Below are 25,624 nucleotides of genomic sequence, written 5' to 3'. Positions count from 1 at the left end.
GATCCATCGTTTTTATAACCTGGATCAGAAGACGGAGAACCGGCGTCGCCGGTTCGCATCCGCAAGGAGCGGCCAGGATCGGCCGCCCATCGACACTACCCTTTACCGCTCTTACGATAGGTCGCTGATCGCGCCAATGGGCAAGCGCGCAAGCGCTGTCGCTCGTCAGGAAAAACGGCTTTCGCCGTCAAGCCGGCAAACCTTCCGTTTTTCCTTCCTCCCGCCCCATGACCCGATCCGCGTCCTAACGGGAGCGGGCTGCGCCCTCCCCCTTCGTTCCGCCGGATGTGGGGGCACATCCTTCGAAAACGAAGGCAGAGGCTTCGCCCACTAGCGGGGCTTGCTCCCAAGGGAAACGGGAAAAACTGGAGCAAGAGACCATGAGCGACATCATCGCGATAGCACTGAACAAGCTGGACGCAGACCCGAAGAACGTCCGCAAGACTTACACCAAGGAGAGCATCGAGAGCCTGTCGGCGTCGATCCTCGCCAATGGCGTCATCCAAAACCTTGTGGTGCGCAAGGCATCCAAGGGGAGATACCTCGTAACCGCTGGCGGTCGCCGCCTCGCAGCCCTCAATCTTCTGGCCGAGCGGGGCGAGATAACGACTGACTACGCTGTGAATGTCATTGTCCGGGAGGCGGGCGACGCAACGGAATTGAGCCTAACCGAGAATGTCATGCGGGAAGCGATGCACCCCGCAGACCAGTTCGAGGCGTTCAAAGCGTTGTTCGATGAGGGCAAGTCCATCAAGGACATCGCCGCCCGGTTCGGGACAACTGAAATCATCGTCAATCGCCGTCTTGCGCTGGCGAAGGTTTCCCCCGTCCTGTTCGCGGCGTTCCGCGCCGAGGATATGACCTTTGAGCAGCTTGCCGCCTTCACCATCACCGACGATCACGCTCGACAGGAAGAGGTTTGGAATGCCCTCCCCTCATGGGATCGTAGCGCCAACACAATCAAGCGCCGTCTCGCCGTGGATGAAGTCCCCGCAAGCGACAAGCGGCTCGCGCTGATCGGCGGGTTAGAGGTTTATGAGGCGGCTGGCGGTCCTGTGCGCCGCGACCTGTTTGCCGAGCAGGGAGGCGGCTTTGCATGCGATAGCGGCTTGCTGGAGAAGCTGGTTGCCGAGAAGTTGGAGGTCGAGGCCGAAGCTGTGAAGGCCGAAGGCTGGAAATGGGTCGAGTGGTGCGCTCAGCAGCCAGATAACATCTATCAGATGTCCCGGGTTTACCCGCAGCGCGTGGACCTCAGCGACGAGGATCAAGCCAAGCTTGACGCACTGACTGAGCGTTATGACGAACTGGCGGCGCAGATCGATGCGGATCAGGAGGATGAAGCTGCCGAGGCTGCCTTGTCCGCCGTCGAGCAGGAAATCGCCGTCCTGCAGAAGCGCGAAGAAGCCTATCGCAGCGAAGACCTCGCAATGGCAGGGGCAATCGTCACAATCGACCATTGGGGCAAGTTATCGGTTCTGAGAGGCCTTGTCCGCGACGAGGACAAGAAGAAGGCCGAGGCGACGGAAGGGAAGCAGGGCGGGGCGACCGAGGAAGCTGACGGCGCTTCGAAATCTACGGGGCTAACCCATTCAGCCGCATTGATTGAAGACCTGACCGCTCAGAAGACGGCGGCACTTCGTGTCGAGCTGGCAAACGATCCCGACATTGCGCTTGTGGCGGTCGTCCACGCGATGTTGCTCAAGGTGCAATATCGCACGGCATGGGGCATACCCGGCCACCAGAGCGCGCTTGAAATCTCTGTCACCCATGAAGTGCTGGACGGTTCGATGAAGCGTCCCGCCGAGAACAAGGCCCTTGAGGCGTGGGGAAGCCTTGAGGAAAACTATGGGTACCGGCTTCCCGGCGATCCTGCTGACCTTTGGGAATGGCTGATGGATCAATCGCAAAGCGAATTGTTGCAGCTTCTGGCCTATGCCGCCGCCCATTCCGTCAATGCGGTTGAGAAGAAGTTCAGCAGTCGCAGCCAAGCGCTGGCGCATGCCGACCAGATCGGCCGCGCATTGAACGTGGACATGCGTGACTGGTTTGAGACTACAGCGGAAAGCTATTTCAGCCACGTCAACAGGCCGACCATTCAAGCCGTTGTTGCCGAGGTGCGCGGCGAGGATTTCGCCGCTGGTGTCGGCAACATGAAGAAGGGCGAGGCTGCGGAGTATGCCGCCAAGTCCATCAAGGACAGCGGTTGGCTTCCGCCTCACGTTCGGATCGCGTCTGACCCCAACGCAGAGGGTGAGGCTGAAACCTCAGAGCACAAGAACGAACACTCGTTCCCGATGGCAGCGGAATAATCCCGCCGCTGCTTTCCGCCGGTCACGTCCTCCAGCGTGACCGGCTCCCCTATTCCAGAGGATAATAAGCCATGCTTGATTCCGTACCTGATCCGACCCTTGCCGCCGAAAGCTGCTGCCAGCTAATCAACGCCTACCTGAACGATCCGGAGCATGTTGATTGGGATGACGTGCAAAAGGCACTCGATACGGCGCTAAAGGCGTTCGATCTTCCGCCGACCTACATCGAGGAAGCCTCGCAATCCGAGTGAGTTGTTCTTGAATCGCACCTAGCGCCCGGACTGGCATCGAGCCGTGCGGGCGCTTTCGTAGGTGCCTGGGAGGCAAAGAATGTTGGGGCAGCTCTGTAGGCACCCTGTTGAGAGGAGGCCCGAACCCCCTCCTCTCAAACTCTCCTCCCCACCCTGGACTGTGTGGGTGGTCAGCGGAGAGACGGTCCTGCGCCAATTTTATACACTGAAACTGGCATGACAAAAAGAGGTCAATAAGCCGCAAGCCATTGTAAACAATGGCACTTACGGAAAAACGGCATGCTGGCGAACCGCTGAGTTCAGGACGTTTGTTGCGCCAACTTGCATCTTCGGGTTATGAATTGCTTTGAGCCGGAATCACATCCGATTCCGACTCGTGCATTCTAACCGCTTTTTTGGAGATCACACCGGCCCAGAGAAAGAAAAAACCGCTCCCGAAAAAATCCGGAAGCGGTCTGCAGTTCGGTAAAAATAAGCCAAAACCGTTCTCGCAGACCTCCCCTCCCAAGTCAACAATAAAAACACCTTTTCGGTGAACGGCGAAGCTTTGTCTGGCCTCTGACAGGAGACGGACGATGGGGGAACCCACACAACACAAGCGGCCGACAGGTCGCAGAATGACAAAGGAGCGAGCCGAATTCCGGCGACTGGCGCAGTCAACGGAAATCGGAACGGTTACCCGTGGACAGCTTGCGGTGCTTGCAAAAAACCTGATGACAATCGGGATGATCACGACCGCAGAGTATGCGTTGCTGGAAGCCATCATCACGACCGCCAAGGCAGACGCCTTCGACAAAGGAGGGCGGCCGATTATCTACAAGTCGAACCGGCAGCTTGGCTATGACATCAACAAGTCGCCGGGACGCGTGAGCCGGATCCTCTCCCGATTGTACGACCTCGGCCTTGTCACCATGCAGGACAGTGCAAATTTCAAGCGTTACCCGATCCGGGACGGCGAAGGAGATATTGCCGACGCCTGCGGCATTGATCTGCGTGTTCTGATCGCTCGGCACCATGAACTTGATCAGCTGGTGCGCCAGAAGCGGGAAGAGATTCGAGTTCGCGACAGCGCGGCGCGTCGCTTCCGGGACGCTCTGCGTGCCGCGAGATATGCTCTGGCGTCCTCAACCGATCGAGGGGAAGTCATTCTCGGGCGGATAGGGTCCCGTGTTGAGAAGATCGCGACCTTCATCGGATCAGCCACGCACGCACCGGCCCACGTTCTCCGGAAGGCAACCATGCTTTTGGAATGGCTTGCCGACCGATTGCACAACGTGGTTCGGACCTCGCAAGCTTCCGACATGGATGCAAATATGACATGCACGAATGTCGAAAACGACATGCACATACAGATTACAACCCCGAAACCTTTTGAAGCTCGTAATGATGAACGGCGTTCGGCTAACGCCGAACAAGTCAGTTCACTAGGGGCTGGCTCCGCCAGCAAGGGGGCTTTTGAAGAAAGCCTGGGGAGCCGTTCGCGCCAAAGCAATAGGCAACTGCAAGTGCGGCCTTCACTTGTGGCGCTGGAAGACGTGTGGCGGGCCACGCCAAGCCTTGCCGAATATGGCTACCAGCCCCCGCGTAGTTGGGCGGACCTGGACCGGATCGCTCCCAAACTTTGCCGCATCGCCGGCGTGTCCGAGGATGCGCGCCAGCGGGCCGTGGACCGAATGGGCCAGCAGGCGGCTGCCGTTGCGATCGCTCTCACCTTTGAGAAATACACGCGCGCCGAAATCAGCTCGCCGGGCGGGTATTTGCGGGCCATGACAGACCGCGCCGCGAGCGGAGAGCTTCATCTGAATCGCTCGGTATTTGGGTTGGCTGCCCGCAATTCTATGGAGGCGCGCGCTTGATGAATATTCGCTTGGTGGGAGCCGCGCTGGCTGCGCTTTTGTTCACTGCTTCCGCTGCATCGGCCGAGTTTTCAGGCCGCGCGCGGGTGATTGATGGAGACACCTTCAGCATCCGCCAGCAGAGGATCCGCATTGCGGCTATCGATGCTTGTGAGCGCGATCAGACCGGTTTCAAGAACGGGGGGATATGGAGGTGCGGATTCGAGGCACGACGGTTCCTCGCCAGCATGATTGATGGAAAGCATGTCCGATGTGTCGAAATTGATCGGGACCAGTACCGACGCCTTGTAGGTCAGTGCTTCATCGAGAGCTCGGATATCGGCCTTGAAATGGTGAAGGCGGGCCAGGCCAGCCTCTTATTGCGCTATCTGCCAAGATCCCATCCGATCGACCTGGACCAGTATCGCCGCGCCGAGAATCGTGCCCGGCAGCTCGGCCAAGGCTTGTGGGGGGCAGAGGTGGAGTCTCCTTCCTCGTATCGCCGCAGCAATGCCAGCGACTGACAACACTCACAGGCTGTTTTCCTTTTGTCGAGGGGTTTAAGCATAGCCATATTGGCGCAGATTTGAGCAGCATTCTCCTGTATTTCCGGTTGTTGCTGCCGATTTAATGAGCCATATTGGCGCAGCTTGAAGTTGATGATGTCGCTGTTGTCGAGGGAAGATTGCCACACGCGCTCAGCCCCAACTCCTCAAAGTCGGTTGCTCTTGATGCCCGTTCGCACGTCGACGCGGTTGGCGCAAAGCTGTCCGTCTCCAAGTTTTCCCCGCCTCCGGCTTCCTCGCGAAACAAAATTTTCCGTCGTCCTGCCTCCTTCGCTGCGCTTCGGCCTTCGGTGCGCACCGCTTACTGACGTGCCCTGTGAACGATCATCGCAACCACCCAAGAGGAGTGATTAACATGAGCATGACCAACTTCATTCAGTTCGACAAAGACGACATCGATACCGCCAAGGGCACCGGGCTCATCTCCACCATCGACCGAGACCTGGACATCAAGGTTACGCCGTTCGACTCCACCAACGAAAAGGCTCCGACGCACCGCGTCTATGCCAAGTCGCCTCGCGGCCACGACATCGAGGTCGGTGGCATCTGGAAGAAAACCAGCGGCGAAGGGAAGCCGTACTACACCCTCTCCATCAAGCGCCTCGGCTTCAACGCCAACTTGGGCCGCTACCCCGGCCAAGATGACCTGGCGCTGCAGGCCATCATCGAATGGGAACCCCGCGATTGATCGCTCTGGGACGCCCGATCTCTGATCGGGCTCCCACCATAAAAGAGCCGATTACCCCGCATTCGCTGGATATTCGGCTCTTTTTGTGCTAAGTTGAACAGTAACTGGAGGCTCTGCCAATGAACGTTCATGCCCCCCGCCCCGATCGCTCTCCGGAAGCTGTTGCTGCCCGACAGAAAGCCGTCGATCAGGCTCGTGCCGCCAATATGCGGCAGGGATACACTGGCGATCCGGTTTTGGAAGAAGCAAACGGCCGTTACGTTGCGGGAGACATCACTTCCGAGGAAATGCGCCAAGAGCTGCTGGCCCGCTTCAAGCGGGCTTGATCATCACCTAGATATTTCTCGCGGCCGCCTGTGACCTCAGGCGGCTTTTTTGCATGAGGTTTCGCTTGGCCCGCGATGATGAAGCCAAAGGCTCCTACACTTATCCAAACACTTCAGAAGATAAGGATTTCAGGGATGTTCTGAAGAACAAGCTGGATATCAGGAGCCATTCGGCGCTGCGTGAGGCCGAATACGCTTTCACGGCTTTGAGGCAAACGGAGCTGGCTGAGGGAAAAGGCCCGACCGGTAATCACGACGCAGCGCATCTGAAGGCTCTGCACGGCTACATCTTTCAAGATGTCTATGAGTGGGCAGGACATACGCGAAATGAAAGTCCGGTTGTCGATGGGCAGCGGGTAGAGCCGGTAGGTGGGCTCTCGAAGGGCGACACGACTTTCTTGCATGGTTCGCGGATTGAAATGGGCCTCAACGAGGCGCTGAGACCCGCCAGAGACATTCAGGGCCTAAGAGCTGCAACACCTGAGCAATTTGCCGAGAAAGCCGCGCACGTCCTTTCTGAGCTGAACTACGTTCACGCTTTTCGGGAAGGCAACGGAAGGGCAAACGAAGCGCTGGTGGTCTCATTGGGCCGCACCTACGGACATGACATCGATCTTACCGTCATCACCAAGCCTCGCATGATCGAGGCATCCATTGAGACCACCAATGATCCGTCCAGTCCGGCGATGAAGCATCTCATCCAGGATGCGATGGATCCTAACCGCCGCGAGGCTATCCGCAGTGCCATGTCAGATCTTGAGCAGGCTGGCGAGAAACCGTTCGAGCACAACATCCGCACGGCCCGCCCGGGCGAAGTGATCGAAGGGCAGGTTCTCGGGCATGACAACCGCGTGGCGAGCCTTGTGACCGACAGGGGGATTGTGGCCGTTGACCGCGCTGACCTTCCCGAGCGGATGCCTCCCGACGACGAGGAGGTGAAGTTCACGGCTCGATCTGATTTCAAGACTCTGGGGCGGCCGGAACAGGTCCAAGATGCCCAATCGCAGCCAGGTCAGCAAAAGGCCCAAGAGCCTCCATCGCAGCACATCAACGCCGAGCTTAAGGCTATCGAAGCGCAGCAGCTTGCCGATCGCCAGCGAAACCGCGACCAAGACGACCGAGAGCGCTAATCTGCGGCCCTGTCGCTGCAGTGAGGGCCTGTGTCGTTGGCCGGGGTGCCGGAGCTCTGCGCCCTCCCCTGTCCGTTGGATGATTTGACGGACAACTACGATAGCCCCTCCCCCATTCAACCGCTTGCGCGGTCCTACACTCCGTTGCGGCCCTACGGGTGCATGGGGTCGTTTCGCTATCTTCGGATCTTTGCCGTCAACCAACGAACAGGAGACGGCGATGCAGAGCGTAAACGACACCTACCAGCGGATCACCGACACCATCATCCAGCAGCTCGAGGCCGGCACCAAGCCTTGGATCCGGCCCTGGCGCGGAAACAGCCGCAGGTCGGCTACGCCGCTCCGCGCCTCCGGCGAAGCCTATCGCGGCATCAACGTGGTCATGCTGTGGCTCTCCGGGCAACTCGCCGGCTACGACGAGAACACTTGGATGACCTACCGGCAAGCTCAGGAGCTTGGCGCTCAGGTCCGCAAGGGCGAACAGGGAACCCTCGTCGTCAAGTACGGCACCTTCACCCCGAAGGAGCAGGAGGCGGACGACCGCGCAATCCCCTATCTCAAGGGCTACACCGTTTTCAACGTCGAGCAGATCGACAACCTGCCTGACCGTTTCAAGAGCCCGGCCGAGGCGGCGCCGATCGAGCCGGTTCCGGTTATCGACCATGTCGAAGCTTTCATCCAGGCTTCGGGCGCAAAGATAGCCTACGGCGGAAAGCAGGCCTGCTATCGCCCTGGCCCCGATGACATCCAAATGCCGAATCGTGGTCGTTTCCTCAGCGAGGTTCATCTTTACAGCACGATTTTTCATGAGCTCGGGCACTGGAGCGGCGCAAAATCGCGGCTCGATCGTGATCTTAGCGGGCGGTTCGGGAGTGAGACCTACGCCATGGAAGAGCTTATTGCCGAGATTTCAGCGGCCTTCGTCTGCGCCGATCTCGGAGTAGAGCACGATCCGCGAGACAACACCGCGGCGTACATTGATAGCTGGCTCAAGGTGCTCAAGCAGGACAAGCGAGCCGTCATCACCGCCGCCGCGAAAGCCCAGGCTGTGGCTGACTACCTTCGGAGCCTTCAGATAGTGGACGGAAAACAAGATGCCTAGTCGATGTCGTCCGCCTAACGAGTGGCGCCGGGAGAGCCCGTCCCGGCGTTAAGCATCATCTTCATTTCCTCGACCAGAATAATGATCGCTTTCACAGTTGAATGTGGCACCTCATCAATGAGTTGCGCAAGCTTCAGTCTGTCCTCGGCTTCCTCTCGGGTCGCGCCATACAGGTGTGGAGCTGCGGTATATATCAATTCCAGGGGGGTGAAGCCTAAGAGCTCGCAGAGGTGGATCATTCGACCGACGGTGAGATGCGAGAACGCTCGTTCATAGCGGCCATAGACCGCCGTCGATAAGCCGTACAAGGAAGCGAACTCGGCCCTTGTTAAACCAGACTCTTCCCGGCGCTTTCTGACAAACGCGGAGAGTCTTTCTTCGATCTCCTGAAAGGATGCTATTTCACCATCAAGACCGGGCTTCCGAAATAAAGGTCTCTCCACCTCTTTGTCGGTCGTTTCGACCAAGCCCCTGGTGTTCGTATAGTCGGTGAGATCCCGTTCGGACGGCATATAATTCTAGTCCTAATTCCACCCCGTGGTGGTGATTATGCACCAACGTGACCCGATTTGGCGCACCATTTTTGTATCGAATCGCCCTCAAATTGCCTACCAATTTGGGGGGGTAGATGACAATGGCACAAAGGTCGTAACCAAAGCCAACACGGCCCCAGATGCTTTGTGAAACACAGTTCAAGCATGAAGAATGTCGCGACGCTAGTTCAATTTGGTTCGTCGACCTTTGGCGTCTGTCATAGTCCAATCACCAGACTCTCGCGAGAATACGCCCTCAATAACGGCGTCTTCCTTTAGCCAACTCAGTGATGCCACCATCTCACAAGCCATGGTGTCGGCGCTAAGGTAGATGCATCTGTTCACATGCACCGTCGAGTCCGGCCCGAATTTTTGCAGGTCCCACTTAGACCATCTGAACAGCTCTTTCTTGGCGCTTTCATCACTCGGCCAGTTAGCCTTTGTGGCTACCTGTGTTGTGGGATCAGCAGGCGAGAAAATGGCGTTCTTAATGCCCTGTAAATCAAAACCGGCTGGCCCCCTTGCCTCAGGCGAAATCATGAGGGCAAGGGTGGCCCCAACTGCCACCCCTACCAAGAATCGGACGTCGAGGATCAATAGCCGTTGTCCCGCAGAAACTGATCTATTGCAGCTTTCACGATGACAGTCATTTTGACGTCGTTTTCGGATGCTGCTCGCTCCAACCGCTTCTTGGTGTCGTAGTCGAGGGGGCAATTGACGAAGTGTTTGCTCTCGCGAGCCCTGTTTTGTTTCAGCTCCTGCAGCCGAAGCCGAGAGGCTTCACGCTCCAGTGCCTTATTCGCTGCCCTCTCCTGGCGAGCCTCTGGCGTCGGCAGGATTACGTTTGACCGCGATGAGACCGGAGGTTGAGAGTCTGCAGCTGCTGGCGCTTCTGCTTTCGCTTCGGTCGCTGGATCATTCCCCACGACCTTTTCTGGTTCTTGCGCCACCTCGGGCTTTGGTGCGGGCTCTGCTGAAGCTGTTCGCGGCCGCCGTGGTGCGACAGGAAAATCAGTGATGCTTGAAGATCCTCTATCCATCTTACATCCCCTTCTTTGCGTTAGGCAGGTAGCTTTCGATCTCCTGCATCATGCTCATAACCTCGCCTCGAGCCTTTTTGACTGAATCGTTCAGCTCCAACATCTGCAGGGTGCCGTACCCAAGCCTTATGTCGCGATAGGGATTTCGCTCGTACAGTTCAGTCTCGAGAAGGTGTGAATCGTATCCCTGCTCCTTCAGGTTCGCGATGAACGGGCGGATGAGCCTGTATGCCTCCAACGATCGCCCAGGCATCGTAATGCGTGTTCTGAAGTTCAGGTGAGGAATGTTTCGCCCGATGCGATCGCAGGTATCGGCAACATCCATCGCGGCCTGACCCGCAGCCAGGATCTCGTCCTGATTTGGTTGAATCGGCGTCATGACGATATGCGAGCCGGCAATGATGGTATCGCGCAGCACAGTGTCCTGACCCGGCGAATCCATGATGACGACATCGAAGCTCGGAGCGTCATTTTCCAAGATCTGCTGGAGAGAGGCATTGCTTGCCGCAGTCCGCAATTCGATCCCGTCTGGCCTGTTGTCCTTCGCTTCTGAACGGCTCCACCATTCATTGAGGTTCTGTCTTCCGTCCGCGTCGATCAAGAGCACCTGCTTGCCCTGCAGGGCGTACTCCCCTGCGATGAGGATCACGGCGGTTGTCTTGCCCGCTCCGCCCTTCCCGCTCACCATCGAAATGCAAATTGTCATTCTGTGATCCTTTGCTAGCCCCAAAGTTTCAGCTTCATCCCGCCGCGTGGGGACGTGTGTTTGATCGATACGTCGATATCGTTGTTAAGATCTTAACGACGAAGCAAAAGTAACATGTGGGCACACACATGTTAAGATCATAACCACGGTGTGACCGAACGATGTGAAACTATCGTGGTTAAGATCGTAACTACGATAGGCAAACACGACATTTTCACACGATAGGTTCGCACGAGTAGGCAACACGATCAGAGCGTGTGACGTAATCGTGTGCATAAAACACATGCCAAAAAGATAGCGATTAAACCACACGAGTTAGTCGTGTGGTTTAATCGAGTGCTTAGGTCGAGTGGTGAACCCCGGAGCCGCGTGAGGCCGTCTTTGGCGCTCGCACGGAGGGCGCAAGGGCGAAGAGCGAAGCGTCCCTTTCGCCTGAGTACGAGGGACAGACAAAGGCCTTCAGAAGCGGTTTTGGCGGTGAACCCTGGTGAGCGTTCCAACGGAAAGAGTGCGAAGCGAAGCGGAGCCAATCAAGAGGTGGAATTTGGTTGAAGTTATGTGGTAGTGCTTTAGGTTAGAGGGGCAGGATACGCAAAAATGTTTTACATTTTGCATCGCGATCGTGGGACAAGCCCACGATGAAGGGTCGCAAAGCTCCGGGAAGGCCTAGTTGATTGATGAGTAAGGACACAATCGAAGTGCCGACTGCCAAGCAACGCAAGGGGCGTCTCATTAATGTCCGCGTCAGCGATGCAGAGCATTCGGCCATCGAAGAAGCGGCCAAGTCGGCCGGTATGAGTGTATCTGCTTTTTTCCGTTCGCTGCTCCTCGAGGGGGCTGGCGTTCGACCCATTCTGATTGCGGAAGACAGGTTGATCATGGCCGCGTTGCTCGAAGACATGCGGATGATCGGCATCAATTTGAATCAGGTCGCCCGCTCCCTGAATGCAGGAAAGGGTGTCCATCCCTCAGAACTGGACATCAACCTTGGCAACGTCCAGCGGATTCAGGCGGCCGTAATGAGTGAGCTGCGGACACTTTCGCGCCGTGCCGGGCATGAGCGACGAGGCGAGGTGTAGGCCGTGGAGTTCTTTTTCGGCACTTTCACAAGCGAATGGGAGCAAAGGCGCGCGGCGCTTTTGCACGAAATGACGCTCGGCGGCCGTGGGAGCGCTGTCGAGGAAGAGCTTGAGAAGAGACTGAAGAACCTGCAGCACCAGGTTGGGATGTCTAAAGGCGGGTCGGGATCTAGGGGAGGGGTGAGGACTTCGGCATTCAACGTGTCATCCCCTTCGAGGTCGATGGTTGCCGGTTCGGGTGCTATGCGATCAATGGATGTTCGTCTTGCGAGCGTTGCCAAAGGGAGCCAGCCAGCCGTCGTCAAACTGGCTTCCTACGGTGGTGGCGCCCGCGTCGGCTCGATGCTCAACTATGTTTCCAGAGGCGGGGAGCTGAAGGTTGAGAACGAGAACGGCAAGACGTTGCGTGGCCGTGAGGAGCTGGCGCGTCTCCGTGGCGATTGGGATCACCTTTTCCAGAACAGGACCGAGAGCCGCGATATCGGCGCGTTTAGCGTCGAGGTGAGCGTTTCCGGCGGCTCAAACCCGCATGAGCAGGTGCGGGACATTCTCAGCAGTGGCTTTGGTGATCGACGCTACGCCTACTCTGTCGAAATCCAAAACGATGGATCGCTGAAGGTCGAGGGCTATGTTGTGTTGCGCAGCGGGCAGGGCGAGCGGCTGACGGCTGACGCGAAGGCGGCCGCCATTGTTCAGGAGCGTTTCAACGCCAGCGCCGTAGCGAAAGAGGCCCCCGCAGCTTTCTCGTTCACAGGCTATGGCAATGGCGTGGAATATGGCGCTGCCAAGTTGCGAGACCTGATCGCGCAGCGGAACGACGTTCGAGACGATCAGGGACGTTCGATTGCCGATGACAAGGCTGCGGGCGACCTGGTGCAAAGGGAATGGCGGGATGAGCTGCACAGCCGCAAGAGCCGTGACGTGATGCATGTGATCATGTCGGCGCGTGCCGGCACGGATGCTGTCGCGTTCGAAGGAGCTGTTCGCGACTTCCTGGCTGAGCAGTTTGCGGGCCATCGGTACGTTTTCGCTATGCACGATCCGGAGAACGATCCGAAAGAAGCAGGGGAGGGGGGCAAGCGGCCGCATGTTCATGCCCATGCCATCGTTACCATGCGTTCGGAAGCGGGCGACCGGATCGAGACGACTCCGGCCACCTTCCGGCAGTGGCGTGAGGTCATGGCCGAGAAGGCGCGTGACCACGGCATCAATATGGAAATGACCGATCGGCGAGAGTTTGCCACGCCGCCAGCCTTCACGCGAAATCAGGTTCGCGCCGTCAAGCATGACGGTCGAACCGAGCATGTAGGCACCAGCGATCCGGCGCAGGCGCGATATGACGCAAAGCGAGCTGGTCGGCGCGTGGTGGCGACGAGCCAGAGAAGCCGCCAGTACATTCTAAAAGCGCAGGAGACCTGGCAGAAGATCGCAGTCAACGCCGGCGACACAGTGGTTGCGGCCTACGCCGCTCAACATCGCTCCTATCTGGAAAACGGCCTTGCCCAAACGGATCAATCGCCTGCTGGTGCAGTCATTCATGCAGATTTCGGCGGTGATTACCGCTCCAATATGGTAGCAATCAGAGACATGTTGTCGGAGGCAAAGGACATGCGCGAGCAGACACGCCCAGAGTTCGAAGCGTACGAAAAGACGGTCGAAACGGCTCTATTCAACCTTCAGCGCAGCGCTGGTCCAGAAGACCGGTCAGGCTTCGAAGAGGTTTCCTCCCTCGCTCGCGAGATCGTCGATCTGCGCAGGCAGATGCTCGAAATGAAGGAGCGTGGGCTTGATGAGCAGGATGGACGGAACGCTGCTGGCGACGTCTCCAGAGAGGGTGGTGCCGCGCCGGAGAGAACGGCATCTGAGGTGCAAGAGCAGACGAATGCTAACCTCCAGTGGGAGGCGGCTGTTGCCAAGCATGGAGAGGCTGTCGTTGAGGCTGGTCACGATGCGATGGCAAATGTGGAACACTATCGCTCCGGCCTCGCCCATATCGAAGCCGGCGAGCTCGGAGACGAAAACCGGGAGCAGTATGAGAAGGGCCTTGAGGCTTCGCTTCATCATGCAGCTCAACTCGCCGCTTCCGGAAACGGCTATCTCCGGGATGTTGCCAACGAGGATCCGGAACTGCGCGCGGAGATCGAGACCATTGAACGCAATGAAGAGCGTGGGGACGACAACAAGTCAAACAAGCAGCCAATAACTGCGGATACTGCCGACGATCGCCAACGCGATCTCAGGGTGGATCTGGAAGAGGAACGTCCGATCGGGCAAGCGGAGCGTGAGGCTCACCAGCTCGCTGAGACGGTGGACGCTACTCAGAGGCAGCAAGATCGTGTAAACAGAGACAGGGAAGCGGCCCAGCGGGGTGGCGAGACCACTCGGACTGATCCCGCGCAACAGCACATTCCTCGTCTCGAGGAGTTGGAGCGTGAACAGGTTGAACAGAGGGAGCGTAATCGGGACGACCGTGATCGCTAAGTGTCATGCAGGACCACAACAAATTCATAGTGCAGGTCGATAACTCAAAGGCCGACGAAGCCGCTGGAAAGATGATGGTCGGCGCTATGGTCGTCTGCGCCGTGCTCTTCGGCGTGATGTACATCTTTCAAACGCTTGAGAGATGGTACAACTCCACGGCCCTTTGGTTGGCGGAGACAGGGGACTACCTCGCCGGCTTCTGGCCCTTCTGAACCTGGATTAGCGGCCGGCCTGTTCCATGATTGGATCAGGAACGGTCGCTGCGAATAGCTCTTCCAAGCTCTTTCTCTTGCGCGGTGATTTGCCTTCGGCTTCCCGTTCGACGACCTCCCTAAGGCGGCTAACTCGATCATTGTGCGCTTTTTCAATGTCGCTCTCTGAGACAGGTGTTGTGCGCTTTTCGGGAGCGGGCACAGCTGCCTTTGCAGGTTCCGGAGTGCCCCCGGCGCTGACCTTCTTACTGGCCAAGGCGGAGGGATTCACAACGCGAGCGGGCGAGGTAGAGGGCGCTGGCTCTTTCGGAGCCTCCTCCTCGACAGACGCCCGCGGCTCCTCCGCTTTCACCTCAATCGCAGGCTTTATCGCTTCCGCTTGTTCAGCCTGCTCCTGGCCTGCGTTGGCATAGGCTGGCGTGGTCGCTGGAACAGGTTTAGGTGGCAGGTAATCGACAGTCGGAACGGTCGGTATGTGCGTCTGAGAATAGGCCTCCGCCTCCTTGAAGGGCTGCGTCTTAAAGAAGCGAAGCTTGTCTCCAAAGATTGGCCGCTGACCCTCCACCAGCAAGATCATCTTGTTCTCGGGCATCTGGCGCACTTCCTGCGGCATCATCAGGTCCCGATCGCGAATTTGCTCGACCTTTGTTCGGCGCGGGAGGCCCATAAGCTCGATAGTGCGCGATTCAGACTGGTATCGGATGGTTCTCTTGCCAAGCGCGCGGGAAGCATACTCTGCCGTGGCCTGGTCGTTGGCACCAAGGATGAGCTGATAGCCGCAGTTGCCAAGGAGTGAATGTCGGGACGTCTCACCATAGATCTCATCCAGGTTCTTCAAGTCCTGAATGATGAAGGCGAGCTTGATCTTATAGCCGGCCACATAGGGCAGCTTCGTCATGATCTCCTCCATGCGCTTCAGCTGGCGAAACTCATCCAGCAGGAAATAGACCGGCACGGAGTTGGGATCATGCTCAAGGGTGAGTATGTCCATCACCTGTTGAACGAACAGCGTCAGCAGCGGCCTAAGAAGCGTGATGTCGGTGATGTTCGGGGCAAGGTAGATTGTGATGGGGCGACGCTTCATGGATCGAAGGTCCATGTCGGTCATGTTGGTTGCGGCCACGACGCGTTCGTTCTTGAACGGCCTCATCGCCTTCTGGATATCAAGCAGTGCCGAGGCCGCGGCCCGATCCGAGAGAGACAGGTAGGAATTGAAGCTCTCCATCGTGAACTTCGACAGGTATGGCTCCTTCTCCTTGATGTACTTCATCAAGGCCTGCAGATCGGTCCCGCTGTTGAAGAAGGAGTTGATCTCGCCGAGGTTCCTGCGCCCTTTGTAGAAGGGGCTTTCGAGAACATAGCTGATGGCGCCGGCGAGAACCTGTTGAGCTGTGGCCTGCCAAACTGAATTCTCGGATTCGGTGTTTTCCGGTACAAGAATGCTGGCGATATTTTGAATGTCAGTCGTGCGATTGCCTCGCTCCGGACGAACGAAATCCAAGGGATTATAGCTGTTGGTCGTCTCGGAGCCCGGCGCGAACAAGAAGACCTGGCTGCCGTTGCGCTTCCGATAGCCGGCGGTTGCCTTGTAGACCTCGCCCTTCAGATCCGTGACGATCATAGAGCCTTCGTGCATGAGAGCGTTGGGGATGACGTAGCCCGCGCCCTTACCAGATCGCGTCGGGCCAATAATGAGGTGGTGGCGATCGTCATACGCGCGAAGGACGTTGCTCCCAATGCGGCCGAATATGTGACCTTTCTTGCCAAACCACTTCCCGCGCCGAAGGGTTGCAAGATCCTGAAAGGCCGCATCACCCAATGGATTGCTGGTAGGTTTGAGCCCAAGGTACGCAATGAGGCCTGATACGAGCAGCGCGGGCACCACGGAGCCGAGCGCGACCTTTTGAAGGGAAGGGGAGGAGCTATAGGCCCAGAACTGCTGAATTGGCGCGAATGGGTTTGAAGTGATTGTCGCCTCGAGGATCCTACCGTCACCGTAGAAGAGCTGAAGCCCCGCCCCGTACGCCAGCATCCATACTGCAAATGCGATCAACAGGCAGAAGAACAGATAGAAGGCCTGTAGCCCCTTACTCATGATGCATCCCGTGCGAAGTAGATTTCGGATACCCCGCGCTTGCCGCCTTCGCGCCTGAGCTGGATCACGATCGGAATGACCATTTGGATGTAGGACATCAGATCCTGCTTGGAGTAGCCCGCGGACATGCCGGACTGCTGCATCATCATGGCGAGCTGTTCATAGGCGCCGAGCGGCGTATCAGCGTGTACTGTCGACATGCTGCCCGGGTGGCCTGTGTTGATGGCGCGAAGGAATGAAAAGGCCTCAGCTCCACGAATCTCGCCAACAAAGAGGCGATCCGGCCGCATTCGAAGCGCCGATTCAAGAAGGTTTTGAATCGTCACGTTTGCCGTGCCTTGCCCACCCTTGGAGGCGATCAGGTGGACCGCGTTCTTCTGTGGTGGGAATAGCTCACGAGTGTCTTCAAGCGTCAGGATCCGCTCATTCAGGTCTACAGAGTTCAGGCAAGCGTTCAGAAAGGTGGTTTTGCCCGACGACGTGCCGCCACTGATCAGGATCGAAACCCGCTTCGTGATGGCCGTATGGATGAAGTCGTAGATCTTCTCCGCGCGTAGATAGGCGATCAGCTCCCGATCCACGTCGCTCAGGCCTCCGACAGCAACCGAGACTTTGTCGAGAGAGCCGTTGTCACGGTAGTCCTGCAGAGAGAAATTCTGCACAACCTGCTTACGGATCGTGATCGACCCACCATCAGGTGCCGCGGGCGGCAAGACGACCTGGATACGTTCGCCGGTCGGCAGTGCTGCGCTAAGGATCGGATTAGCGGCGTTGAGGAACTGCTTTGTCGCTGCGGCAACCCGCTCGCCAATGTTCTCGATCTCGCGTGCCGTCAGAGCATCGATTTCATGATGCTCCATGTGATCAGCACCGAAGCGCTCAACATAGACTTGGCCTGGCCGGTTCACCGCAATCTCAACCACCTTCGGGTCATCGAGAAATTGCCTGATGGGCTCCAGAGACCGGTTCAGGAAATAATGAGGATCATGAGCGGTCGTGTTACCTACCATAACGTTCACGTTTGATCTCCTTCATCGCTTCCGTGACAGGATCGTCGTACATGGCGCTGAAATCGAGGTCCTGGCGAACATAGACAAAGATCCGCTCGCCTTGCGGTACGCTGATCGTTGGCGGGATCCTCAGGTTTTCGGCAAGGACCGTGTTCGCCATGTCGCTGAAGGTCTGCGCGATCGTTTCTCGCGCCAATTCAGCACCTCTTTCGGCATCATCGTTTCCGGAGCTGGAGTCGCTACCGTATCCGGTTAGATAGCTTGCACCGCCTCCGACGATCGACAGCAAGATTGATGCGCCAAAGCGCTCACGGAACTTGTTGTCGACATGTCCCGTCAGGCCCGATCGCCCGAGGCTGTCCGTGCCGATGGAGTTCAAACGCACCGACACGCCGTCATCCCGGATCAGCCTCGTCCACACGACAAAGACCCGCTTCTGCCCCCGCGTAACTTCGGACTGATATTCCCCGATCAGGCGTGTTCCTGTTGGGATCAGGACACGCCGCCCATCGAAGGAGTAGACATCCTTGGATGTGATGGCCCGCACCTGGCCCGGAAGGTCGCTGACGATCGCCGTTTCTAAGATGCCGGGGATCAGCGTGCCCTCTGGGATCATGGCGTCGATGCGCTCGATCTGTCGGGCCTTGGCGGAACGGTCACCGATCGCACTCGCTGAGGACAGGTACTGGCTGTTGCGATCCTCGCCAGCGACGGTCAAAGGCGTGCCGCTGTTCGAGCCATCGAGCGAACCATTCGCGGATCCTCCCAGGTTCTGGTCAAGCGTGATTAGCTTTGACCGAAATCGCTCCGGAAACACCTCTTCGGCGGGCGGGGGGGCGCTCGCCGGTTGAGCGACTTCGGGCGGGGGAGGCACGTTGAATTCAGTGACATCCACCGGCGGAGCTGGCGGCGGAGGAGGCGGAGGTGGAAGTTCCAAGACAGGCTGTTCGGGTGGTGGGGGAGTGGGTTCTCCATCGCGCACGAAACCGGGCGGCCGGAAGGTCGTGGTACGGAACTCCTCCTCACTTTGCGGGCTTTCAGGCGGGCTTTCTCCGGACGTCGCGAGCACCAGGTACGCGGCGAAGACGCCAGCCAGCAAAAGGGCGGCCATGCCGACCGTTTGATTGCGCTTCACGTTTCGATTGCTGATTTCGGCCTCGTCGGCCGCCGCCATTGCGTCAAGTTCAGGGCTGCGCTTCATTAGTTGCCGCTCCTCCTGCGTTTGCTGGCATCAGGATCCGGTTTCGGAGCCATGATGTCAGGATCAGGTGCTGCAAAGTCCGGCTTGCGGAGGTTGAAAATGCACGTCCACTGGTTTCCGTCCCGGAGCGTGTATTGCGTGGCTACGCCGTCAACGACGATGTATTCGCCTTCCTTGCGGAAGTTTCGCAGGGTCTCGGAGAAGTCGGATTGAACGGCAAAAATGGCCGGCACGGTCCCTCGGCCGAACTTGAAAAAGGTCTTCTTTCCGTCATCGAAGACCATTGTCGGCTTCAGCGCCGCGTCGCCCGAGAAAGAGTAGTCAATATTGACGTTCGCTTTGTCGATGCTCGAAATGTTCGGGTTAGCTGCCCGAAACTCAGCCTCCTTCCGCAGAGACTCGTTCAGGTTCTTCTCCGGATAAACGAAGCGAATGCCGAAGACCTTTTTCCCTGCTTCCGGTGCATAGTCGTTGAGCTCAAGGAAGTAGATCCTCTTTGAGGTCACCACGTTCATGTTTGTGGAAACGTCCTTGGCTATCGGCTTGACGAAAAGGATGTTGCCCTTTTCGGACGGGGCAACCTGCCAACTGTCGGTGTCGCCAAGCGAGATCGTCTCAAACTTCTCATCTTCGTCGAAGATGATCATCGTCGAGATGCCGTAGGTCGCAGACACCTTCACGACGTTGTTCGGCTGATAGACAACACTGGTCACACGCGCATCCAGACTGCCAGGGCGGGGCTGTTGCGCCGCATAGGCGTGAGTCATCGTGAGAGCGGCGATCCACGCCGCCAGTAGGAAGCCATATTTCACTGCTGGCCTCCCGAGGTCACCGTTTCCTGATCACGGCGGTAGTCATAAACCTGGAAGCCCAACGGGTTTTCGAAGCGCCATTCGTTGCGCTCAGGCGTATCCGTGTAGCGATAGCGAACGATAGAGATGAAATGGCGCGTGATGACGTCTGAATCAGAGCGCTCATGCGTCGAGAAACGGACGAGCGCCGTTGTCGTGTTGGGGAAGGTGACGGACTTTATGTCGACGGTGATCGACTTGTTTTTGCCGAGCCGGCGAGCTGGATTGTCAGGGTTCGCGGCACTCCATTGAGCCTGGAGGTCGCGCGCTGCGTCGCCGGTGGAGAGCAAAGCTGCAATTCCAAAGTTCTGCTCGATGGCAAAAGGATCATAGCCCTCGCGGGATCGAATGTAACGGACGACATTCGCCTGAGTGACCGCCTGCTGATCGGTGATGTTCGATGTTCGGGTCAGCCCTGTCTTGACCTCAATGTAGCCAGTGTTCTTGTCGACCTCGACAATGTACGGCTCGAAGCTCTTGAGGGGCACGAGCATCACCAATGCGGAGAGCGACAGGATCGTGATGCCGCCGAAGATCAGCGTAATCAGCCAAGCGAACGCCTTGGACCGTTTGGCCTTTTTGACGATCTCTTGTTCCCAACGGTCCCCATCCTGAAAATAGCTCCGGAGAGCATCATTCGAATCTGCCATGAAATCTAGCCCTTACGTTACTCTCGAACAGCGCGCGCTCTACGAGGGCATGCTGTTGTTGCTAATCCGGTTTTGCATCGCTTCTGCCGCAGCATTTTGGAGATTGGTCTTCATGCCGGCATGGGTTCTGGCGCGCGCAGCCATGCCGATCTCCCCTGCCTTTCCGGCTAGAGAACGGGTTCCATCCCATGCCTTCAGAGGTAGTGCGACGCCCGATGCATAACCCACGGATTTGGCGATTTGTCCGATACCCGTTGCCACGCCTCCCGTGATGCCCTGCGCAAGTGTTTGGACATTGAAGAGAACAAATGCGCCAGCCGCACAGATCAGGACGAAAGCCGAGATATCGTCTAGCTGGATCTCGTTCGCGGATGCTGCCGCTGCGACCTTCTGCAGTTCAGCGTCCATGGTCGTGATGAGAAAGGCGGCGACGACATAGACGAATAATGGCATGAGAGCGTAGGTCAGAACCTGCTGGAACCAAGCCATCCCGTACTGACGGGTCGAGTCAAACAACAGGCAGGCAATGAAGATGGGTGCAGTGCCAAGCAGAACCCACATCATCACCTTTGCCAGCACCAGAATTGCGAGCGCTACCGCAATGAAAACCCCGACCGCAAACATGATCAAGAAGCCTATGAGGCCCGGCAGAATGGCAAAGTAGCCTGACTGCTCAGCGAATGCCGCGGCTGCGTCATTTGCTGTTTTCCAAATCATGGAAAGGCCGTCAGTCGGTTCGGTAATTCCGGTTCCACTGGCCGTCAGGAGTGCCCTTCCCACGTCTTCCGGCGTGTTGTTTAGCCAGTCGTAAAAGAAGGTCTGGAAGTTGCCCCACTGATCAATGAAGGCGACAATAATCATCATTCGCACGACCCGGCCGACGATCTCGCCGACGCTCACTCGCGCGGTCCCCATGACGAGTTGAAGTCCGTAATAGGCGACGTAGGCAATCAGCATGATCGTCAGCAAGGGCAAGATCTCGTCGCCAACCACCTCATAGGCCCGTTGGGAGAAATTCCGCCCTGCATCTTCAAGAGCCTCAAGCAGGCCGCCTAGAAAGTTCATGGGGTTACTGCTCTCCGCTTGCAGCGAAAGCGTCGATCGCCGCCAGCGCTTCCGATGGGTTGCCATTCACGCTGGTCATTGGGCCACACTCCTGTCGCGGATCCTCGGCGTAGGATGTGAGGTTTGCCGGCCTCTTGCATGGTGCAGTCTTCTCTTTCGGAGCACCGGCGCAGCCGGTTACGCCGGCAGCAACCAGAACAGAGAGGAGCACAAAGCCTTTCATTCGGAATGTCTTAGTCACCGTAGGTCAGCGCCTTCTTGGTATTGGAGATGTCGACAAGGCGGCGCTGGTTTTGAGCCTGCAGGGAGCCGACCGCCCCATTCATCACGCCAATCATTTCGTTGATCGTCAGGCCGGTTTGGACCTGCAGCTGTGTGTTTTGATCGATGGACCCTTTGATGTCTTCGGCCTGGCCGATCTGCTGACCTGCCTGCTGGAATGCCTGTGTTCGCGACTGAACGGCCTGTTGCGAGCCGGTGACTAGGGCAGCAACTCCAAGGACGGTCTTCATCATTTCTTCGTAGGACTTGTCGCCAGAGAACGTGCTGTCCGCCTTGCCAGACAAGTTCTTTACGAGCTGAAGACCGTTGATGAAGGTTGTGGCAATCTGGCCGATGTCACCGCCCATGCTGCCGAAGTTCGGGACCCCGCCCTGCATGAGGCTGTCGAGTGACGGCATCTGAGAGACGCTGAACCCTTGACCGACGGCGAGGTTCTGCATGGGATTGGAAACGCTCCCGCGATCCCCTGTGACGGCTTTAAGCGTCTCTTCTACCGTCTTCAGAACCTCCTTGTTCGTGTCCAGGATCTGGTCAGTCGTCTGAGAGGTTTCCGTTGCGATCTTCAGGTTGGCGCTGTCGATCACGGGAACCTGTGCAAGCGCGGTAGACGCCATCGCTAGCGAAAACGCAGTCAGAAATGCTCTTTTCATGGCCGTTCTCCTTGTCATTCGGCGCTCAACATCAGCTTCATGTCAGCCTCTGGTTCGAGTTTTCGAACGCAGGCCTGTTCCTCCGGATTCCACTCAAGCTGCAGTTCCTTGTCGCAGAGGTCAGCTACCTCGCGATCGTCTTCCTTCTCGTCTCGCTTGTAGTCGCTGGACCGCGAAGACCCCGAGAGCCCGCCCAGATCGAGTGCATTTTGAGAATTCATAAGCTCCGCCATCGTTGTTCCGAGGCGGATGACCTGGTTCATCATCTCGAGGTTGGCATTGCGTGCGCCGGAATTGTGGTCCCAGCTGTCTTGGATCGTGCCGCTTTCCATCTGGCCGAGTTGCTGAAGCCATGACGCGACGTTCCCGCTGTTTTCGGAAATCGACTGGCTGGTTGCCATTGAGTTGATCGTTGCGTCTCTCGCACCTGAAAAGCCCGACGTGCCTCCGCCGAAGTTTTCGGGGATGTTCGACACATCGGAGCCTCCAAACTGAGGCATCCACTTACCCTTGATCGCGGCTACATATCCCTGCGTCTCCTTGAACGGAGGAATGCCGCCATACTTCCGAACGTTGCCTGGCCCCGCGTTGTATGCGGCGAGCGCAAGGTTGGTATTGCCGTTGAAGGTACGGAGCTGCTGCTTCAGGTAGCGTGCGCCGCCGCGAAGATTATCCTCGATATCGTGAGGATTCACGCCAAGATCCTTGGCAGTGCCCGGCATCAGCTGCGACAAGCCCATAGCGCCGACAGGCGACTTTGCGCAGGGATTGAACCGGCTCTCCTGGTAGACGAGGGACATGAAGAGGGTTTCGTCTACCCCCTCCTCACGCGCCACTCGCTTCACGAGGCCGACGATCTCCGGATTGGCTTGTGCTGCCGAGGGGGCGTCACCTCCGCGCCCGGGCCGATACATCGAGCATGTGACGCTCTTGCTCACGGAGTGCCGACGACTGTCGGTTTCCTCGATCTGCTTCGTCGTTTCATTGCGCACTGCATCTGTTGAAGTGAGGGCGCCATCCGTAACAGGAACCTGCGAGGAGGCGGGCGGCGCTGTCCCCAAAGCCAAGGCTGCAACCAGCAGCGTCAGAGTCCGACTGTTCCTCATTCGGCCTTCTCCCATCCGCAGAATTTCGCCAACCAGTTTTCGGGTTCGTCTCCGTACTGCTCGCGAAGTGCCGCGCACTCCTCGATCGTCTCCTTGCGTCCTGAAAGCACCTTCACGAGATCCGGCATTGTCGACAGATCGAGACGCGCAATGACAGAGTCGTTGCCATGCTTAATCAGGAAGGTTCTCTTTTCAGGAGGCGTGTTCTTGATGAACTTGAACTCCTTCACCGTCAGGCCGAAGCGCTTGATGTAGCTCTCTTCGTCAGCCCGTGGGTTCGGGAAGTGGATGTTGGTCGCCGATTGCTCAATGAGCGTGTGCGACGCTTTGGATTTGGTGATGTCAGCGGCCGATTGCGTACCAAAGCCCACGATGCCGTTGAGCTTTCGGATCGTCTTCATCTTGTCGACGATGAAGGCGCTGAAAGTGTCGTCCATTAGCAGCTGCCAGCCTTCATCCATGAAGAACATGACGGGGTTACCGTCCAGCAGCTCGTCCAGCCGATGATAAAGATACATCAGCGCAGGGGTTCTTAGCTCCTCGTTTCCGAGGATGTTGGTCATATCAAAGCCAAATACGCTGTGCCCCGAGAAGGACAGGACGTCATGGGGCGCGTTGAACAGCCAGGCTTTTTCGCCTTCGATCCAAGGGCGAAGCCGCGAGTATAGATCGTTGGCATCGGCCTTGGACCGCCCCATCAAGAGGCCGGCAAGATTCGGGAGGTTTCGCTGAGCTGCAGGCTCCTGCATGATCCGGACGATTGCCTTTTCCAGCGTGTCCTCGTCCTCTTGCGTGAAGTCGGTGCGTCGATCGCCGCGCAGCATGGCCTTGAGCAGACGGACCAGAAATTCCCGATTCTCGCCGGTGTTTTGCAATTGCAGCGGGTTAAAACCCGTGGGCGTTCCCGGAGACAGAACCTCGTAGGCTCCGCCGATCGCCCTGACGAAGATCTCGGCCCCGCGGTCCTTATCAAAGAACACGGCGCGAGGCGTGGGTGAAACCCGCATCGCCTGAGCCAGCAGGAAGGTCAAACCAACGGTCTTGCCGGAGCCTGTCGGACCAGTCACCGTGAAGTGCCCGATATCGCGACGGTGGAAGTTGAACCAGTAGGGGGTTTGTGAGGTCGTTTCCAGAATGGTGATCGGCAGGCCCCAATGGGTGCGATCCGCTTGTCCAGTCGCGAAATTATGCATCGAGGAAAGGCCGGAGAAGTTGGCGCTCGACAGCATGGCGATGCGGGAGATGTAGGAGCGGTTTCCCGGCAGCTGCGCCCAGAACGCCGCTTCAAGATTAAGATCCTCCCGGAGCCAGTTGATGTTCATGTCGGTGAGGCAAGCGCCAAGTTCCGACACGCAACGGCTCAATCCGTCGAGGTCCCGCGAAATGCACAGAAGCGAAAAATGATGGAAGCCGAATACAGCCTCCTGATTGAGGAGGCTGTTCAATGCATAGTCGATGTCGGATTCGACCGAGCTACCCGCTTCGTCGGAGGCCTTGATTTGGCGTTGAAGGCGGCTGATCCGCTCTTGTGCGATCGGCTTGTCTGCAAGGGTGAAAGACTGGGTCAGGATGAACTCGTGGTTCACCTGCAGCAACCCATCCAACATGCCGGGACCAGTGAATGGAGGATATTCTTTGATCGAGAGTAGAGCGGCATACCGGCTATCTTCTTCCACCGCCGCTTGTGCCTGCATCGTCCGCTTTGAAAAGTGAAGCCGTGAAGTGCCGACGTAGTTGCGGATTCCCATGCGCGGAAGCCGCATCTTTCGCGGCACACCGCAGGTCAGGATCGTGTTGAAGAACTCGCAGGGCTCCGAATACGGATCGCCCTTAGCCTCTTCCCCATCGATGTCCTTCTTCGCGGTATCGTCCGATTTCTTGCGATACGTGATGCCAAGCGGCTTTGCGCCGTACTTGTGCAACTCTTTCACGATGTTCCCAACCAGCTCTTCAAGGTCGGTCACGTCCTCACGGGTCGCTTGGGACCTGGCCTCCTTGTTCGAGCGTTCAAAGATCCGCTTTAGCGAGTCGCCGAGGCCAAGCGCCCCTTTCATGCTCGAACGCACGATCGTCAGGTAGATTTCGTTCGTGAACATCCGCTTCTTGCGAAGTTGGTCCATATAACGATCGTTCAGGATCTCGCAGAAGGAGGAATCGAACGAACCGCCGATTTCGGTCTCCACCTCACGACGGATTACGGTCGACCACAGAGAATAGCGGCTCGAACCTAGAGCTCGGATCATGGTGTTCTGCACAACAGAACGCATGTTCAATTCGGCCTGGTCCTCCGTCTGGAAGAACAGTCCATCGAGCTTGATGACGCTGATCAGGGTTCCATTCTCGAGCCCGATGACCGTGTCAGACACATGCCGCATGTAGGGAATGTGAACGGACATAGGCCGCTCGTTGCCGGCGACCTTCCCAAACCCAAGCTCTTCCTTGACGACTTTCAGCAT

25 protein-coding genes are annotated in these 25,624 nt (G+C 57.6%); 11 read left to right on the top strand and 14 right to left on the bottom strand.

Annotated elements, in window-relative coordinates:
* Positions 1–380 precede the first annotated feature (380 nt).
* From HV823_RS21135 to HV823_RS21100, 8 genes are all read left to right on the top strand, one after another.
* Complete coding sequence (locus HV823_RS21135; RefSeq protein ID WP_176951706.1) at positions 381–2,309, top strand: ParB/RepB/Spo0J family partition protein; 1,929 nt, start codon at positions 381–383, stop codon at positions 2,307–2,309.
* Between the two features lie 71 nt (positions 2,310–2,380).
* Complete coding sequence (locus HV823_RS21130; RefSeq protein ID WP_176951705.1) at positions 2,381–2,560, top strand: hypothetical protein; 180 nt, start codon at positions 2,381–2,383, stop codon at positions 2,558–2,560.
* A 575-nt stretch (positions 2,561–3,135) separates the two neighbouring features.
* On the top strand, positions 3,136–4,416 hold the full coding sequence (gene repC / locus HV823_RS21125; RefSeq protein WP_176951704.1) for a plasmid replication protein RepC: 1,281 nt from the start codon (positions 3,136–3,138) through the stop codon (positions 4,414–4,416).
* The gene (locus tag HV823_RS21120; protein ID WP_176951742.1) at positions 4,416–4,919 is read left to right on the top strand and encodes a thermonuclease family protein; all 504 of its coding nucleotides are present in this window, start codon (positions 4,416–4,418) and stop codon (positions 4,917–4,919) included. Before repC ends, HV823_RS21120 begins: the two co-directional genes overlap by 1 nt.
* A 397-nt stretch (positions 4,920–5,316) precedes the next feature.
* A complete protein-coding gene (locus HV823_RS21115) occupies positions 5,317–5,649 on the top strand; it encodes a DUF736 family protein (protein WP_176951703.1) in 333 nt (110 codons plus the stop codon).
* A 119-nt stretch (positions 5,650–5,768) separates the two neighbouring features.
* A complete protein-coding gene (locus HV823_RS21110) occupies positions 5,769–5,975 on the top strand; it encodes an antitoxin VbhA family protein (protein ID WP_037093580.1) in 207 nt (68 codons plus the stop codon).
* Between the two features lie 65 nt (positions 5,976–6,040).
* Positions 6,041–7,105 carry a Fic/DOC family protein gene (locus HV823_RS21105; protein ID WP_246301843.1) on the top strand — a complete coding sequence of 355 codons (1,065 nt, stop codon included), beginning with the start codon at positions 6,041–6,043 and terminating at the stop codon, positions 7,103–7,105.
* 220 nt (positions 7,106–7,325) lie between these two features.
* Complete coding sequence (locus HV823_RS21100; RefSeq protein ID WP_176951701.1) at positions 7,326–8,207, top strand: ArdC family protein; 882 nt, start codon at positions 7,326–7,328, stop codon at positions 8,205–8,207.
* Between the two features lie 14 nt (positions 8,208–8,221).
* Here the strand turns inward: HV823_RS21100 and HV823_RS21095 are convergent, their stop codons facing one another.
* The 4 genes from HV823_RS21095 to HV823_RS21080 form a co-directional block, all read right to left on the bottom strand.
* On the bottom strand, positions 8,222–8,719 hold the full coding sequence (locus tag HV823_RS21095) for a helix-turn-helix domain-containing protein (RefSeq protein WP_176951700.1): 498 nt from the start codon (positions 8,717–8,719) through the stop codon (positions 8,222–8,224).
* Between the two features lie 204 nt (positions 8,720–8,923).
* On the bottom strand, positions 8,924–9,337 hold the full coding sequence (locus tag HV823_RS21090; RefSeq protein ID WP_176951699.1) for a hypothetical protein: 414 nt from the start codon (positions 9,335–9,337) through the stop codon (positions 8,924–8,926).
* On the bottom strand, positions 9,334–9,780 hold the full coding sequence (locus HV823_RS26810; protein WP_246301840.1) for a hypothetical protein: 447 nt from the start codon (positions 9,778–9,780) through the stop codon (positions 9,334–9,336). Before HV823_RS26810 ends, HV823_RS21090 begins: the two co-directional genes overlap by 4 nt.
* A gap of 1 nt (position 9,781) precedes the next feature.
* Positions 9,782–10,486: a ParA family protein gene (locus tag HV823_RS21080; RefSeq protein ID WP_176951698.1), complete on the bottom strand. Its 705-nt coding sequence runs from the start codon at positions 10,484–10,486 to the stop codon at positions 9,782–9,784.
* A 677-nt stretch (positions 10,487–11,163) separates the two neighbouring features.
* Here HV823_RS21080 and HV823_RS21075 point away from each other — a divergent pair.
* From HV823_RS21075 to HV823_RS21065, 3 genes are read left to right on the top strand one after another with little or no spacing between them, the layout of a single operon-like run.
* The gene (locus tag HV823_RS21075; RefSeq protein ID WP_176951697.1) at positions 11,164–11,565 is read left to right on the top strand and encodes a DUF6290 family protein; all 402 of its coding nucleotides are present in this window, start codon (positions 11,164–11,166) and stop codon (positions 11,563–11,565) included.
* A 3-nt stretch (positions 11,566–11,568) separates the two neighbouring features.
* Positions 11,569–14,046 (top strand): relaxase/mobilization nuclease domain-containing protein, encoded by a 2,478-nt coding sequence (locus tag HV823_RS21070; protein WP_176951696.1) that lies wholly within the window; start codon positions 11,569–11,571, stop codon positions 14,044–14,046.
* 29 nt (positions 14,047–14,075) lie between these two features.
* Positions 14,076–14,258, top strand: coding sequence for a hypothetical protein (locus HV823_RS21065; RefSeq protein WP_176951695.1), 183 nt, complete (start codon positions 14,076–14,078; stop codon positions 14,256–14,258).
* A gap of 7 nt (positions 14,259–14,265) precedes the next feature.
* On the opposite strand, the gene HV823_RS21060 is transcribed toward HV823_RS21065, so the two are convergent.
* Genes HV823_RS21060 through HV823_RS21020 form a run of 10 tightly spaced genes read right to left on the bottom strand, consistent with a single transcriptional unit; the run spans position 14,266 to position 25,624 of the window.
* Positions 14,266–16,353, bottom strand: coding sequence for a type IV secretory system conjugative DNA transfer family protein (locus tag HV823_RS21060; RefSeq protein WP_176951694.1), 2,088 nt, complete (start codon positions 16,351–16,353; stop codon positions 14,266–14,268).
* Positions 16,350–17,372 carry a P-type DNA transfer ATPase VirB11 gene (gene virB11, locus HV823_RS21055; RefSeq protein ID WP_037093762.1) on the bottom strand — a complete coding sequence of 341 codons (1,023 nt, stop codon included), beginning with the start codon at positions 17,370–17,372 and terminating at the stop codon, positions 16,350–16,352. The genes HV823_RS21060 and virB11 overlap by 4 nt, the downstream gene beginning before the upstream one ends.
* Complete coding sequence (gene virB10 / locus HV823_RS21050) at positions 17,353–18,564, bottom strand: type IV secretion system protein VirB10 (protein ID WP_037093760.1); 1,212 nt, start codon at positions 18,562–18,564, stop codon at positions 17,353–17,355. Before virB10 ends, virB11 begins: the two co-directional genes overlap by 20 nt.
* Positions 18,564–19,376 (bottom strand): P-type conjugative transfer protein VirB9, encoded by an 813-nt coding sequence (gene virB9, locus HV823_RS21045; protein ID WP_176951693.1) that lies wholly within the window; start codon positions 19,374–19,376, stop codon positions 18,564–18,566. The genes virB10 and virB9 overlap by 1 nt, the downstream gene beginning before the upstream one ends.
* Positions 19,373–20,065, bottom strand: a complete 693-nt coding sequence (locus HV823_RS21040; RefSeq protein ID WP_176951692.1) for a VirB8 family type IV secretion system protein — start codon at positions 20,063–20,065, stop codon at positions 19,373–19,375. The genes virB9 and HV823_RS21040 overlap by 4 nt, the downstream gene beginning before the upstream one ends.
* 39 nt (positions 20,066–20,104) lie before the next feature.
* On the bottom strand, positions 20,105–21,130 hold the full coding sequence (locus tag HV823_RS21035) for a TrbL/VirB6 family protein (protein WP_176951740.1): 1,026 nt from the start codon (positions 21,128–21,130) through the stop codon (positions 20,105–20,107).
* A 4-nt stretch (positions 21,131–21,134) separates the two neighbouring features.
* Complete coding sequence (locus tag HV823_RS26805; RefSeq protein WP_246251533.1) at positions 21,135–21,353, bottom strand: hypothetical protein; 219 nt, start codon at positions 21,351–21,353, stop codon at positions 21,135–21,137.
* A 10-nt stretch (positions 21,354–21,363) separates the two neighbouring features.
* Positions 21,364–22,062 (bottom strand): type IV secretion system protein, encoded by a 699-nt coding sequence (locus HV823_RS21030; RefSeq protein WP_037093749.1) that lies wholly within the window; start codon positions 22,060–22,062, stop codon positions 21,364–21,366.
* Between the two features lie 14 nt (positions 22,063–22,076).
* Positions 22,077–23,168 (bottom strand): lytic transglycosylase domain-containing protein, encoded by a 1,092-nt coding sequence (locus HV823_RS21025; protein WP_176951691.1) that lies wholly within the window; start codon positions 23,166–23,168, stop codon positions 22,077–22,079.
* Positions 23,165–25,624 (bottom strand): VirB4 family type IV secretion/conjugal transfer ATPase, encoded by a 2,460-nt coding sequence (locus HV823_RS21020; RefSeq protein WP_176951690.1) that lies wholly within the window; start codon positions 25,622–25,624, stop codon positions 23,165–23,167. The genes HV823_RS21025 and HV823_RS21020 overlap by 4 nt, the downstream gene beginning before the upstream one ends.

The organism is Mycoplana rhizolycopersici, assembly GCF_013378445.1.
Classification (GTDB): Bacteria; Pseudomonadota; Alphaproteobacteria; order Rhizobiales; family Rhizobiaceae; genus Mycoplana; species Mycoplana rhizolycopersici.
Note: the sequence above shows the minus strand (reverse complement) of the source record. Positions and strands in the feature narration are given on the sequence as shown.

Bases quoted from the DNA above. Each gene is read 5' to 3' on its own strand.
- HV823_RS21035 (WP_176951740.1), bottom strand. From the start codon at position 21,130: ATGAACTTTCTAGGCGGCCTGCTTGAGGCTCTTGAAGATGCAGGGCGG.
- HV823_RS26805 (WP_246251533.1), bottom strand. From the start codon at position 21,353: ATGAAAGGCTTTGTGCTCCTCTCTGTTCTGGTTGCTGCCGGCGTAACC.
- repC (WP_176951704.1), top strand. From the start codon at position 3,136: ATGGGGGAACCCACACAACACAAGCGGCCGACAGGTCGCAGAATGACA.
- virB10 (WP_037093760.1), bottom strand. From the start codon at position 18,564: ATGAAGCGCAGCCCTGAACTTGACGCAATGGCGGCGGCCGACGAGGCC.
- HV823_RS21040 (WP_176951692.1), bottom strand. From the start codon at position 20,065: ATGGCAGATTCGAATGATGCTCTCCGGAGCTATTTTCAGGATGGGGAC.
- HV823_RS21115 (WP_176951703.1), top strand. From the start codon at position 5,317: ATGAGCATGACCAACTTCATTCAGTTCGACAAAGACGACATCGATACC.
- HV823_RS21075 (WP_176951697.1), top strand. From the start codon at position 11,164: ATGAGTAAGGACACAATCGAAGTGCCGACTGCCAAGCAACGCAAGGGG.
- HV823_RS21120 (WP_176951742.1), top strand. From the start codon at position 4,416: ATGAATATTCGCTTGGTGGGAGCCGCGCTGGCTGCGCTTTTGTTCACT.
- HV823_RS26810 (WP_246301840.1), bottom strand. From the start codon at position 9,780: ATGGATAGAGGATCTTCAAGCATCACTGATTTTCCTGTCGCACCACGG.
- HV823_RS21025 (WP_176951691.1), bottom strand. From the start codon at position 23,168: ATGAGGAACAGTCGGACTCTGACGCTGCTGGTTGCAGCCTTGGCTTTG.
- HV823_RS21030 (WP_037093749.1), bottom strand. From the start codon at position 22,062: ATGAAAAGAGCATTTCTGACTGCGTTTTCGCTAGCGATGGCGTCTACC.
- HV823_RS21095 (WP_176951700.1), bottom strand. From the start codon at position 8,719: ATGCCGTCCGAACGGGATCTCACCGACTATACGAACACCAGGGGCTTG.
- HV823_RS21100 (WP_176951701.1), top strand. From the start codon at position 7,326: ATGCAGAGCGTAAACGACACCTACCAGCGGATCACCGACACCATCATC.
- HV823_RS21020 (WP_176951690.1), bottom strand. From the start codon at position 25,624: ATGCTGAAAGTCGTCAAGGAAGAGCTTGGGTTTGGGAAGGTCGCCGGC.
- HV823_RS21060 (WP_176951694.1), bottom strand. From the start codon at position 16,353: ATGAGTAAGGGGCTACAGGCCTTCTATCTGTTCTTCTGCCTGTTGATC.
- HV823_RS21130 (WP_176951705.1), top strand. From the start codon at position 2,381: ATGCTTGATTCCGTACCTGATCCGACCCTTGCCGCCGAAAGCTGCTGC.
- HV823_RS21135 (WP_176951706.1), top strand. From the start codon at position 381: ATGAGCGACATCATCGCGATAGCACTGAACAAGCTGGACGCAGACCCG.
- HV823_RS21080 (WP_176951698.1), bottom strand. From the start codon at position 10,486: ATGACAATTTGCATTTCGATGGTGAGCGGGAAGGGCGGAGCGGGCAAG.
- HV823_RS21110 (WP_037093580.1), top strand. From the start codon at position 5,769: ATGAACGTTCATGCCCCCCGCCCCGATCGCTCTCCGGAAGCTGTTGCT.